We start from the raw sequence: 13,670 nt of genomic DNA on the forward strand, positions 1-13,670 counted from the left end.
ATGGAACGTCATTTAAATTGGACTAAAGGTCTTCTCGATAGCAGTTATCAGCTTTTTGAAGGTGGTGAAATTAGACACACCTTATTTTTTGACATTTGGAATAATCAAGCCAGAGCCATCAGTCAACAAAGCACCTATCTCTTTAAAGGCAATGGCTTTTTAAATTCAACTACCCAAGTATTTGACAATCAAAATAACTTAATTGGGATGATCCAATACCACACTTGGCAGAACAAGGCTATTTTTACCTTAACGTCTGGCGAGGCATACCATTGGACTTTCACGAATAGCTGGTATTCAAAATGGATGATTACCGATTCGAAAACGAAACAAATCAATTATGATGCTGACCTTTCTTCTGGAGCAATTATGGCCAATACGGATGATGAAATTATGCTTTTAACAGGTTTGTACATCAAAGAGCACTATCATAAAGTTATTTATTTAGTACTATTTATTTTATTCGTTACTGTGATTTGTGGCAGTGGGTTTTAAAAATGACTTACTCCTCCACTTACCACTAATTTCATGGCATCGGCAGCACTCATATTCAACGGTTTGATCTTTTCTTTGCTTACTACATATACCTGACCTGCAAAAGAATAAGAAAAAGGGAAATAGACAATCACGTCGCCTGGCAGATCTATTTTAGATAGGTCGTTTTGTGTTAAAAAGCCAATTCTTTTCAGGTTGCCTTCAACCTCAACCAAAACAGGATTATTAAATTTCTTTTCATCGCCTACAAATGCCTCTGTTAGATCTTTAATAGAAGAGAAAATGAAATTAAGTAGCGGTAACCTGTTCATGGTGCGTTGAAACCAGTTATACATAGGTTCAGTAACAAAATTGGTTACAATAATTCCTGCTACCAAAATAATGGCAATGACCAAGCCTAAACCTAAACCAGGAATATTGCGATTGGCCCCCGTAAAAGGATCAACGCCTAAAATGTTATTGATATTTAACCAACTGTCTACAGTAGTTACCGCCCACACCACAATAAAAATGCTTAGGGCAATTGGCACTACAATCAATAATCCTTTGATCAGGTAATTTAATATTGCTCTTCCTATCCTATTCATGCCGCAAAATTAGACAAAATATTATTCAATAGCTCATTTGTTAAATCTTGTCTTGTATTTCTCCGCTCATTTGGCAATGCCTTGGAACTTTTTTGGACGAACGGTTACCATAAACATAACCGCAACCAAGGTTCCTAAAATTGAAGGAATAAATTGGCTATAAGGCTGATATTGTGGAAAAACTGTACCGGAAAAAGCAGAGAACAGTCCAGTAAGTGCACTCACCATTTTTAAAATATGCTCGTACAGCCATAAATTGGCATATAATCTAGCAGGAATCAGATATCTTATTAAATCATAAACGATCAGTAGCACCAAGTAACCCACAGTACTGTAAATGATGACTAGCGACCATATCATGCCAATAGACTTAAAATAGTAGAGAAAATAGGTTACTGAAATTAAGGCGATGAACGCAACCATAACATCGATCAACTTCACCTTATTCGACTTTGTTTTTAAGATACGGAATCCTGAAAAAGCTTCATAACCGACCAATACTGTTATCACTAACAAAAAGGTATTTCTTGCAAATACAAACACCCCAATTAGTCCGGTTAAGATCACTAGCGCTATTAAATATAAAAATATTCGTCCCATTAAGCGGTGTGTCTTTTTCCCTTTAGTGGCAATCAAGGCAACTAAGCCCACAATTAATGCCGAAGAGCCTGCAAGCACATGCATTGCAATATTGATGTGGTGTAAATTCATAAAAATTTCCTTTGATAATTTTGATGTGGCAAAGGAAGATTTTAAGGCGCAACAAAAAGTCTTAAAAGGTAGGGAAAGACCTCTTAAACCTTAATTTGTTGATTTTTGATACTGCAATGGTGTTTGACCAGTTGTTGCTTTAAAAATTTTATTGAACGAAGACTTCGAACTAAAGCCACTTTCGTAAGCAATACCTAAGATGGAATAATGAGCTAAGGTTGGGTCTTTCAACTTTTCTTTTACAACCGCTACTCTATAACCATTCACAAAATTAAAGAAGTTAGACTCTGTTTTTTGATTAATAACTTGCGAAAGTTGATTGGGGGTAATGGCCAATTGAGCCGCCAACATGCTTAAACTTAAATTTTCTTGCAAAAAAGGTTTGCGCTCCTGCATATGTTGTTGCAATTGAACAAAAAGTTGCGTTATTCTTTCATTGGTTAAACCAGAGTTTCTATAACTAACAGATTCAACTTCTTCTTTTATAAGCTCTCCTTCAACTGTAATGTTATTTAATATGGTATTTTGCTTTAGGCCACAAAATCCTATAAAAAAGACATAAATGCCAAGTATAACACCTACAACTGCAAAAAGATTACTGTAATCAACCAAATGAAAGGCTACACCATACTTGATCAATAAAAACAATCCAATAAACAAAACCACTAGAGATATCACAATCCATTTTAACCAATTCAGGTTGATCTTTTCTGTATAGGAGTAATTATCAGGTAGTGATTTTTGATACTTTAATAGGGAAATAAGACCCATTACCGCATAATAACCCGGAACAAGAGCCAATAATGCAGTTAAGAAATAAACAAAGCCTATAGGGAGTGCAGCATCAAAATGGGGATAGCCATCTTTCAATACAAATGAATGACTTGTGCCATAATAAAGAAAAAACGTGGTGAGATTAAAGATGAGATAGGGGAGTAAATGAATACCTGTATTTTTCCAATCTGTATTATATCCGAAAGATAAACTACGGATATAACCATATAAAATTGGCGAACTTAATAAGGGCAGGGAAAAACCCAATAACTGTAAATAACTTGGAAAAACAGGCGCAAAAGCAAGGTTATCATAGTAAAACAGCAATTGTAAAGCAACAACTCCCATCCACAGCATTAACCATTGATCGGAAGACGATTTTTTCACCTTTGTATTCAACAAGAAAATAAAGAATAACCCGTGTATGGCACCAGTTAAGATAAAAGACCTGAGCAGCATGGTATTTATTCGTAAAAATAAATTCGTTTTACCCTTTGCGAAACATTGGTTAAAATTTCATAGGGAATGGTATCTATCTGCGCTGCTAGATCAACAATGGTATATTGGCCATTAAATACAATTACCTCGTCGCCAGTTTTTACATTTAAGCCCGTAACGTTGAGCATACACATGTCCATACAAATAGAGCCAATGGTAGGCACCAATTGTCCATTGATCAACATCTTCCCTACCCCATTGCCAAATCTTCGGCTGTAACCATCGGCATAGCCAATTTTTACAGTTGCAATTTTACCACCTTCTGGCAAAACACCTTTGCGACTGTAACCTACAGTTTCGCCAGCTGTAAGATTCTTCACCTGTGTAACGGTTGTTTTGAGCACAGCTACCGTTTGTAATCCCTTGTTGCCGTTTAAGGCCCCATCAAAGCCGTACAAGCCAATACCAAGCCTTACCATATCCATTTGTGCATTTGGCCATCTGGTAATGCCTGAGGTGTTCAGAGCGTGCTGAATTGGTCGATAGGTTAACTGCGCTACCAACTCATCATATAAAATAACGAATTTCTGAAGCTGTTGTGTGGTAAAGTCATCATGTTCATGGCTATCGGTAGCTACCAAATGGGTAAATATAGACATCACCTTTAATTGATCCGTCGCCTTTAAAACTGCCAACAATTCTGGCAGGTCTGCACCTTCAAAACCTAATCGATGCATACCTGTATCCATTTTGAGGTGGATTGGATAACCAGTTTGATCATTTGGCAAGAAATTCAAAAAGCTTTTCAGCACTTGTACACTGTAAATTTCTGGTTCCAATTGGTGCTTTACCATGGCATCAAAGGCCGATGGCTCTGGACTCATCACCATAATTGGCAAACTTATCCCAGCTTTACGCAAGGCGATCCCTTCATCGGCATAAGCCACAGCTAAATAATCTACTTTATGGTATTGTAATAGATTAGCTATTTCGAAACTTCCACTTCCATAAGAAAAAGCCTTTACCATGGCCATGGTTTTAACTCCTGGATTGAGCTTGGCACGGTAAAACTGCAAATTGGCTGCTAAGGCATTCAAATTGATCTCTAAAATGGTATCGTGTATTTTTTGGGTCAACAATTTGCTGATCCTTCCAAATTCAAACCTACGGGCACCTTTGACTAAAATGGTTTCGTTGGCAAAATGGATAGCGGGTAATTGTTCTATAAAAGCTTGTGTACTATCATAAAATGAGGTCTCAATTTTAAACAAATTGGCAAATGCAGAAATATTTGGTCCAATCCCAATTAAACGATTCAGGTTCTTTTGCTCCAATAAGGCGGCAATTTCTTGATACAATACCTCATTGGATTTGCCCGTCTCATAAATATCTGATAAGATGAGTGTTTTTTTAGGATGTTGGTTTTGCTGGTTCAAAAAGTCTAAAGCAATGGCTAGCGAAGAAATGTCTGCACTGTAAGAGTCGTCAATAATTGAACAATTCTCTATACCATTGATCAGTTCCAAACGCATACTTACCTGCGTCAATCTTTCTAAACGTAAGTCTGCCTCTTCTGGCGAGTAGCCCATGGCCAACAAGGTTGCCCAACAGATAATTCCATTTTCTACTGCTGCTTTGTCGCTAAAAGGAATTAAACACTCTATTTCTTTGTGCTGATAGATACCACGAATGTAGTTCCGGCCTTCAATAGGCTCTATAAAAGTGATTTGTAAATCTGCTGGTTCGGTGGTGCTCCAAGAGAATTTTTGTTTTCCAGGTAAATCGGCAATAGCTATTCCTGCCACATAAGTTGGCGAGTATACCAATAACTCAGCTTCTTTGAACAGCTTTAATTTCTCTTCTAGTTTTTCCTTTTTACTTTCAAAACCTTCAGCATGTGCTTCTCCAATATTGGTCAATATCCCAATGGTTGGTAAAATGATGTTTGCTAAGGCTTCCATTTCTCCTTTGGTAGAAATTCCGGCCTCAAAAATACCTAGAGTATGGTCTGTGGTAATTTGCCAAACAGATAAGGGCACCCCTATTTGCGAGTTGAAGCTTTTTGGGCTTCTGATGATATTAAAATCTGCAGCCAACAATTGATACAACCATTCTTTCACAATTGTTTTTCCGTTGCTTCCAGTAATACCAATCACTTTCAATTCGTTTGTTTGGCGGTTATAACCTGCCAAAGCCTGTAAGGCCTGCAATACATCATCAACTAAAATAAAATTAGCTTTTGGGTATGTTGTGGCATAGGCCGACTCTGAAATTACAAAGTTCCGAACCCCATGTGCATAGGCATCTTCAATAAACTCATGTCCATCTCTTTTGGCCTTCACTGCAAAAAACAAGGAACCTTCCGGATCAATTACTGTTCTACTATCGGTCAACAATTTTCTAACAACAGCTCCTGGCGATGGCAGAAAAGCTTTTGCATTTAAAACCTGGGCAATGTGCTGGATGGAATAGCGTTCTTGATTCATGGTAAAAGAAAAATACAGGATAGCTGCTAATTTTTTACGAATTTAGCAATAAGTACGAAGTATCAAGTACTAAGTACCAAGACAAAGAGATGCAGCAGACAAAACCCCCATTAATTTTAGATAAAAAAATAGCACTTGTTAAAGCAGAGAGTTGGTGTGCCTACCAAGAGCGCTCGCAACATGAGGTGAGGAACAAACTTTACGAGTGGAATTTGAAACCTGATGAAGTTGAAGAACTCATTACAGAACTGATCACCACCAATTTTTTAAATGAAGAACGTTTTGCCCTAGCCTATGTTTCTGGCAAGGCAAATATCAAGAAATGGGGCAAAATAAAAATCAAACAAGGACTGAAACTTAAAAAAGTACCAGAGAAATTGATCCAAAAAGCACTAAATAGTATTGATGGAGATCAATATTTGGCAAATCTATTGGCAACGGCCGAAAAAAAATCGGCAGTTTTGAGTGAGAAAGATCCTGTAAAAAGAAAATATAAGCTCATTACCTACCTTCAAAGCAAAGGTTTTGAAAATGATTTAATTTTTCTTGTACTGAAAGCCAATAACTTAAGTTAAAACCTTAATTATTTATTAAATTTTTCTTGGCAGAAATATAAATCTGTGTATATTTGCAAACCCAAACGGAAAGACGTTCTTTAAAAAACATCACCGAAAGGGAATACATCGGATGATGTTAACAATGCGAAAGTAGCTCAGTTGGTAGAGCACGACCTTGCCAAGGTCGGGGTCGCGAGTTCGAATCTCGTCTTTCGCTCTAAATGCCTTCCTACCAGGAGGCATTTAATTTTAAAAGCTCATGGGCTTTTAATGCTGAAGTGGTGGAACTGGTAGACACGCAGGACTTAAAATCCTGTGCCCTCAACAGGCGTGCGGGTTCGATTCCCGCCTTCAGTACTCGAAGAGCTTCAATGCTCTTTAAAAGGCTAACAAATTGATTGTTAGCCTTTTGTTTTTTATAAACTTTTAACTAGACGATTATCGCTTTATATTGATAGTCAACAATTTAAATATCCAAAACCCACCCACCACTTTATTAAAAGATTTCTTTAAATTTCCACTTAAGAATTAATTATTTCAAAATTTGTATTCGATATTTCCAATTCATTTTGAATTCTGATTATTTTTAATCTACGAGTAAACTCGTATAATTGTTATTATGAAAATCTTCTTATCTATTATTCTGATTTCATTGTTGGTCAATATCAACTATGTTAGCGCACAGGATGCAAAAAGATTTGAAGTTATAAGAGACTCGATCATAGCTCGCTATAACCGCCAAGACTACACAGGCATCTACAACCTTGCCGATAGCTCTTTTAAAGCAAAGATAAGCCAGCAAAAACTTGAGAACTTTCTCGCTGGCAATTTCTCTACTGGAAGATTTATTTCGGTAACTCTTGCAAAAGAAACTGGTGAAAACAAAGAATACATTTTACGTGGACAGGCAAGGGATGTAATCATGGTCATCGGATTAAACAGCAAAGGTGAGTTGAATAACTTTGGTTTAAAAAACCTGCCAAGCGTATTTAGGCCCATTTCTCACATCCAAAGCAATAATCCGAAAAGAACAAAATTTGACCTTAATGTTGATAGTATCGCAAAGGCTTATTTCACTTTTACAAATGCAGCGGCACTTTCTATTGGCATTATTAAAGATGGAAAAGAGCTCACATATCATTACGGGCAGCCTAATAAAAGAAAAAAAGCGCTGCCCAATAATAAAACAGGCTACCAACTTGCCTCGGTTAGCAAAACCTTTACTGCAACTCTTCTAGCCCAAGCTGTGTTAGATAACAAGGTAAAACTAGATGATGACATTAGACAGTATCTACCTGGAAGTTATCCTAATTTGGAATTCAATGGTAAACCTATCACATTAATGAACCTTGCTAACCACACCGCTTTACTACCTGCAATTCCGCCAAACTTGAGTGCACAACAAGACTTTGATCCACTCAGTCCATCGCTTCACTACACCGAAGAGCTAATGTACCAAGCCCTGCACAAGTTAAAATTGCAGCAAGAGCCCGGTACAAGCTTCAACTATTCGAACATGGGGATGTCTCTTGTTGGTTTGATCCTTCAAAGGGTCTATCAAAAAGACTACGACCACTTACTCAGCCAATATCTTACTGGTCCCTTGAAAATGAAAAACACTTCGGTCGTTCTCAATAAAAAACAAAAACAACGTATGGCTATACCCTATTCCAACAATGGAAACATTGTTTCTTTATGGGGAAACGACATTGATCAACCAGCTGGTGGAATTTCATCAACTATGTCAGACATGTTAAAATTCTTACATGCCCAGATCAACGAAATTAATCCAGCTATTAAACTCTCCCATAAACCCAGCTCTAATAACATGGGGCTAGGTTGGGGAACCAGAACCATAAACGGCAAACGGGACATCCAGCATAATGGAGGTGGAATCGCCTTTCGTTCTAATATTACACTTTACCCAGAGTTGAATAGCGGCCTAGTTATCTTAATGAACAACGATTGTGATCAAATGGTATTTAACTCCTTAGCAACAGCACTCCAACGACTGATTTCAGAATCCAAATAGAAATGACAAGGGGAGTTAATTGGTCTAAAAACTCTACCTATTTATTGCAGATCAATCGTTGCGAATAGATGATCAAGTTGCCACTTACATTTTCTGTTTCTACAAGATACAACACCAAGCGTTTTGTCTTCAGTTCTTCAAAACCTTACAGGTTGTAATATCTTCGTTTCCAGTATCCAAGGTAATGAATTACCTTTCTTTATCGTTTCAACCAGCTCATTCCTTTGCTAACTTTGTCAACTTTTGTTTTATTTCCAGCCCATAACACTTTTACTTCTGTATTTTTAGTCAGGTTAAAATGAATTTTTGAAATTATTTTTTCATTTGGTTCTATTGTTAACGTATTCCCCTTTCTGCTTACTTTACAATTATAGTTGATCAGACTTCCGTCTTTTCTTTCCATGATGTATGCCGAAGTGAGTGCTACTTCTTCCATACACTTGAATTGTTCATGTACATCATTGTCAGAACTATTGGCATTGAACTTTTCTGCAATCATGGGTATATATTGTTCGCCAACAACAATAGGTTTGTTTTTAATTGCATAAGGGCTAAATTGATTATTATGATAAATATTAGGACCAGTACCAGGATAATCTTCGGCTTGGATACTATTGATATAAGGATCGGCGGCAAATGCCCAGTTAAGTTCTCCTGTTTTAAAATCGACCAATTGCATGCCACTTCCAAGTGCATTTATTGTTCTTACCAAGTATTTTTCCTCTCCGGTAAGCAGGTATAAATAGTAGTTGGCATAGGTTGCCCAAGCGCTCCACCCATGTGGCGAACTCATCAAATTAGCTCCTATCAGTACATCATATTGCGCTTCCCAAAAACGCATGGTACCACTACGCATTCGTGAATCGTTGATAAACAATTGTTGGAGACACTCGTGGGCATCGAGGTAGGTTTTGGCTTTTTGAATATAAAAATTTTTTGCCTTCTCGTCCTTTTGTAATAAAGCAAACTGTGCTATTTGCAATGCAGAGCAAGAAATCATCCCATCTTCAAACGTAAGTTCTCCTTCGGTATCTATACCAGCAAAACCTAAAGTTAACTGATCTATGGCTCTTTTTACCGAATTGTAATGTCGCTCATAGGCCTTTGCCCATTCATTATTGTCGTGCGATAAAGTTTTTTCTACCTCCATCAATTCCATTATACTTTTGGCAATGTAGATGACACTGGTATAATGTATTTTCCCATTGCGGTAAGCGCCATCAGGGGTTTGTGCATTTTGAATGATCCAATCTGTTAAATATCGAGCTGTTTCGAGGTCTTTGATATTTTTTTCGGCCAGATACTTATCTACCAAAATTCCGATAGTTGTAGTGTGGTTTTGTATGCGGCTTGCATTTTTTATGGGCTTCCAATTATGTGCAGTATCATACATAAGTGGCATTACGATATTAAAACGCTCATTTGCTGCACGGTTCAGTGCTGCATCTGGAAAGTATTGTTCTGCCAGATAACTGGTATACAAGCCGTACCAGTTTTCGCAGTTCCAACTCGCTTTTTGGGTATCTTTAAGCACGGCTAAGCGTGCCTGTTTCATGTACCAACTCATGGGCTTTAATACGGATATTTTTGCCTGGGTTATTTTTCCTGAAGTATTTTTAGCCTCGAAAGTATATACACCAGGCCCGTGATTGGCCACATATTTGACAGCATATTTGTTTTCGGCAATGTTTTTAAAAACTACAGGCAATGTTTTCCCATCGGGGGTTTGCACCGATAAGTTTAACTTGTTGCCGTAAATGGTAAATTTAAAATCTTCACCCTCGGTTAAGGCAGTTACAGGGATATCGAAAGATGGTGCATTGGTTAAAGTATATAACGTTTTTGCAAGATTATTGATATTAGTCTTTTTTAAATATATAGTCCAGTTCTTTTTTTCACCTGGAGCCAAAGAAGATAATTCTTTCGCATGTCTTTTCGGTAATGGCTCTGTGTTAATCAGATCCAGATTAAATGTATAAATACGATGGCCACCAGAGTTATAATCTAAACTGTAGGAAGCTATGGCATTTGGAGAAGCTACGGCAAGTGTATTACCTTCAGGAGTTTGAAGATACCCGGTAAAATGTGTCTTTTCACAACGTAACATTGTAGGAAAATAAATACTATTCCATTGGGGATAGTTAACCATGTAATTAGAGACACCCATTTTAAGCCCTAGTGTTTGTGGCGCAAAGGGCAAATTCCCCTTATTTTCAGCGGTTGCTGTAACCACTAAATTATCTCCTCTTAATTCATATTTTAATGAGAGCATTACTTCATTGATTTTTCCTTCATATATATTATTGGATTTGTGGATTAATATGATGGGTTTACCCTTCTTTATATTTCCGTTATTTTCAACATAATAGAAGGAAAAGCCTTTGTGGTTTTGCTCTTGTACAGGTATTTTTAACCAAGTTTGCTGGTCAAATTGTGCTAGTGATTTCAACTCTCCATTTTCATTAATTTGAACATCCCAATACTTATTTTTTAAGGTTTGTTGGGACGATCCATGAAGAGAGCTTAATAGCAGTATCAAGCCAAATAAGCAATTAGGTAGTAGTTTGTTTTTCATCATTTGGTAGTTTTTGATCACTAAATTAATTAAGGCAATACAGCAGAAAACGCTAAAAATTCATTTGTAACTGTTTGTGCAAAAACATCCTCTCAAGTATGTTAAATATCTTAAACCCAACAAGGTGTTAAAGCAATATTCTTTTGAAACCAGACCCAAGACCTAACAATGGCCTTAAACAAGTTTAATTCAAAAGTATTAGGGAAACTTAAACTATATGTATATTTTCTTTACCAATTTATATGCTTTTTTATCAGAAATAGCTTCCATTTAGTATATTTAAGATAATAATTTAAAAAATGACACAACCTATTTTTCAGCATATATATGCACACAACGAGCAGTCTTACAGCATTTTAAAAGTTTATAGACCTTATTTTATAGTTCCATGGCATACCCATCCAGAAATTGAACTGATGCATATTGTGAAGGGAGAAGGAACAAGATTTGTTGGCGATAGCATAGAGCAGTATGAGGCTGGAGATGTGGTTCTGGTGGGTGCTAATCTTCCCCATTGTTGGAAAAGTGGTCCGAAACATTATGATAGTGAAACGAAACTTCAAGCTATTGCCAAGGTAGCATTGTTTAGGGAAGATAGCTTTGGTAAGTCATTTTTCGAGCTAACAGAATTCAAAAAAATTGGCGAACTAATTCAGAGAGCACAAAGGGGCATTCGCTTTACCGGAAAAACCGCCTCCCGTATTGGAGATAAGCTGATAAAAGCATATGGGTTAAAAGACATTAACCGTTTTATGGCTTTTATGGATATACTTGATGATCTTTCAAAATCTACGGATTTTTATTATTTAACAAGCTTGCAGTATAAAATGGATTATTCTGAGAGCGACCAAAGAAGGTTGAGCGATGTAATGAACTATATCCTGAACAATTACCGCAACACTATTGCACTAAAAGATATTGCCGATAAGGCTTACATGACGCCTTCTTCTTTTTGCAGGTATTTTAAGGCCCATACCAATAAAACTGTTGTCCAATTTATTAATGAGCTACGTATCAGTTATGCCCAAAAATTACTTACAGAGGTAGATCATAACATTAGTTTGGTATGCTATGCATCTGGTTTTCAAAATACTTCAAATTTTTATGAGCAGTTTAAAAAAATTGTCGGTTGTACACCATTTCAGTATAAAAAGACAAAGAATGGCAATTTTATAGGCTCATCATTTTTACAGTAAAAAAATTTCAGTGTGGCGACATAAAAACCGACTCCATTTCTTCAAGGGTTTTATTTTTGGTTTCCTTAACCACCCTCCAACTGAAAAAGAGATTGATTAAACTGAAAAAAGCAAACAACCAGAAAGTAACTGCAGGTCCAGCTTTTTGGAGTAACCAGGGGAAAAACTGCCCTACCAGCCATACGGCAACCCATAAAGCCAACGTACAGATAGCCACACCTTTTAACCGAACTTCTGTTCTAAAAACCTCGTTGATGATGATCCAGGTTACAGGCCCAAGCGAAAAGGCAAAGCAGGCTATATACACCAGCATTAGTATCAATAATAGAAAGCCACTCGTTTGCCCTAAATAAAATAACAGGCCGCATAAGGCAAGAGATAATACAATACCGGTGAGCCCTGTTTTTAGTAAAAATTTTCTGCCAAATTTATCGGCATAGCGTATGGCCACAAATGTAAACAGCAAATTTACTGTCCCAATAATTACCTGAAATGCCAAAGCGTTATCGGAGGCAATGCCAGCTGTTTCAAAAATACTTGGCCCATAATAGATGATGGCGTTAATACCAGAAAACTGTTGCAATATGGCCAAAACCATACCAATGAGCAAGGGCAGTCTTACAGCTGGATTTAACAAAGAGATACGTTTTTTAACTTTGTGTATGTCGTTTTTAATATCATCGATTTCTTTAGAAGCCTCTTCAATTGTACGGATTTGATGCAAAACTTTATGGGCTTCATCTTTTCTGTTTACCAAAACCAACCATCGTGGGCTTTCGGGTATTTTTAATAGCAAAATCAAAAATATGATTGACGGAATAGCCATCATCAAAAACATAGGCCGCCATGTTTCTTGTGTAAAGAACCACTGTAACCACTCAGACTGAAAATTGTTGTGAGCTATGGAAACCAAAAAAGCATTTGAAAAATAGGCCAATAAGATACCTACTGTAATGGCAAGTTGGTAGTAAGCAATCATTCGTCCACGACTTTTTGCAGGCGCAAATTCTGCGATATACATAGGCGAAAGGACTGAGGCCATACCTACGCCAATTCCCCCTGCTAGTCTAGCCAGCACCAAAAAATTAAAGTTATTGGCAAAGGCACAACCAAGTGCAGACAATAAAAACATCACACCTGCAAAAAGAATACTTTTTTTACGTCCGATACGATCACTAATGAATCCGGTAATGATTACACCTATAATACATCCTAGCAAACCACTGCTTACCAGCCAACCTTCAAGTACTACGTTAAGCGAAAACTGCGCTCTTACCTGGCCAATAATGCCAGAGATAACGGCAGTATCAAAGCCAAAGAGCAACCCGCCTAGGGCAACGGTAAGGGTGATAAAATTAAGTCGAAATGATAAGGGATCGTTTTTCATCAGCTAAACAATTTTTAGTAAAACAAAGGTTCAAAATCAATTTAATTACCGAACGTAATCATCTTCAAAGCGCTGTATATCTTCCTGTTGCCAGTTACCAAAAGCCACTTCAAGTACACGTATGGGCTTATTGCTATTATTGCTTAAGCGGTGTTGTTGGTTTACTGGTATCCATACTTCATCACCAGCTTGATATTCTTTTATATCGGTGCCAACTTGTACAATGGCTCCATCATCAATCACTATCCATAACTCAGCCCGTCCGGTATGCGATTGAAGGCTTAAACGTTGACCGGGGAGAACAGTCATTAGGCTAACAGTGCAATCTTCATTGTAGGCATATTGATCAAAGCTTCCCCATGGTCTTGATACAAAGGCCGATTTAGGTTTTTGTGCTGGAATAGGTTTAGTTACATAGTTTAACATAATAGA

11 protein-coding genes and 2 tRNA genes are annotated in these 13,670 nt (G+C 37.2%); 6 read left to right on the plus strand and 7 right to left on the minus strand.

The genetic code is table 11. From position 1 onward, the window contains the following. The gene (locus AQF98_RS00945) at positions 1–495 is read left to right on the plus strand and encodes a hypothetical protein (protein WP_055130042.1); all 495 of its coding nucleotides are present in this window, start codon (positions 1–3) and stop codon (positions 493–495) included. On the opposite strand, the gene AQF98_RS00950 is transcribed toward AQF98_RS00945, so the two are convergent. The 4 genes from AQF98_RS00950 to AQF98_RS00965 form a co-directional block, all read right to left on the minus strand. After that, complete coding sequence (locus tag AQF98_RS00950) at positions 492–1,082, minus strand: DUF502 domain-containing protein (RefSeq protein WP_055130043.1); 591 nt, start codon at positions 1,080–1,082, stop codon at positions 492–494. The two genes, AQF98_RS00945 and AQF98_RS00950, sit on opposite strands and share 4 nt — an antisense overlap. Positions 1,083–1,148: 66 nt before the next feature. Further along, on the minus strand, positions 1,149–1,793 hold the full coding sequence (locus AQF98_RS00955) for a hypothetical protein (RefSeq protein WP_055130044.1): 645 nt from the start codon (positions 1,791–1,793) through the stop codon (positions 1,149–1,151). 90 nt (positions 1,794–1,883) lie between these two features. Further along, the gene (locus AQF98_RS00960; RefSeq protein WP_055130045.1) at positions 1,884–3,026 is read right to left on the minus strand and encodes an AraC family transcriptional regulator; all 1,143 of its coding nucleotides are present in this window, start codon (positions 3,024–3,026) and stop codon (positions 1,884–1,886) included. Between the two features lie 5 nt (positions 3,027–3,031). Continuing rightward, on the minus strand, positions 3,032–5,491 hold the full coding sequence (locus AQF98_RS00965; RefSeq protein ID WP_055130046.1) for a bifunctional UDP-N-acetylmuramoyl-tripeptide:D-alanyl-D-alanine ligase/alanine racemase: 2,460 nt from the start codon (positions 5,489–5,491) through the stop codon (positions 3,032–3,034). Positions 5,492–5,580: 89 nt separating this feature from the next. On the opposite strand from AQF98_RS00965, the gene AQF98_RS00970 reads away from it, so the two are divergent. From AQF98_RS00970 to AQF98_RS00985, 4 genes are all read left to right on the plus strand, one after another. Then, positions 5,581–6,066, plus strand: coding sequence for a regulatory protein RecX (locus AQF98_RS00970; protein WP_055130047.1), 486 nt, complete (start codon positions 5,581–5,583; stop codon positions 6,064–6,066). Between the two features lie 126 nt (positions 6,067–6,192). Continuing rightward, positions 6,193–6,265 (plus strand) — tRNA-Gly (locus AQF98_RS00975). Positions 6,266–6,320: 55 nt separating this feature from the next. Next, positions 6,321–6,405 (plus strand) — tRNA-Leu (locus AQF98_RS00980). A 262-nt stretch (positions 6,406–6,667) separates the two neighbouring features. Then, positions 6,668–8,080: a serine hydrolase gene (locus AQF98_RS00985; RefSeq protein WP_055130048.1), complete on the plus strand. Its 1,413-nt coding sequence runs from the start codon at positions 6,668–6,670 to the stop codon at positions 8,078–8,080. A 199-nt stretch (positions 8,081–8,279) separates the two neighbouring features. On the opposite strand, the gene AQF98_RS00990 is transcribed toward AQF98_RS00985, so the two are convergent. After that, entirely contained in the window at positions 8,280–10,658 is a 2,379-nt protein-coding gene (locus AQF98_RS00990; protein WP_152969602.1) for a hypothetical protein, read from the minus strand. A gap of 296 nt (positions 10,659–10,954) precedes the next feature. On the opposite strand from AQF98_RS00990, the gene AQF98_RS00995 reads away from it, so the two are divergent. After that, a complete protein-coding gene (locus AQF98_RS00995; protein WP_055130050.1) occupies positions 10,955–11,851 on the plus strand; it encodes an AraC family transcriptional regulator in 897 nt (298 codons plus the stop codon). Positions 11,852–11,858: 7 nt separating this feature from the next. Here AQF98_RS00995 and AQF98_RS01000 read toward each other — a convergent pair whose 3' ends face one another. Both AQF98_RS01000 and AQF98_RS01005 read right to left on the minus strand, forming a co-directional pair. After that, the gene (locus AQF98_RS01000; RefSeq protein WP_235524155.1) at positions 11,859–13,238 is read right to left on the minus strand and encodes a sugar porter family MFS transporter; all 1,380 of its coding nucleotides are present in this window, start codon (positions 13,236–13,238) and stop codon (positions 11,859–11,861) included. 45 nt (positions 13,239–13,283) lie between these two features. Continuing rightward, a complete protein-coding gene (locus AQF98_RS01005; protein ID WP_055130052.1) occupies positions 13,284–13,664 on the minus strand; it encodes a phosphomannose isomerase type II C-terminal cupin domain in 381 nt (126 codons plus the stop codon). Positions 13,665–13,670 lie beyond the last annotated feature (6 nt).

It is taken from the genome of Pedobacter sp. Hv1 (assembly GCF_001412215.1).
Taxonomy (GTDB): Bacteria; Bacteroidota; Bacteroidia; order Sphingobacteriales; family Sphingobacteriaceae; genus Pedobacter.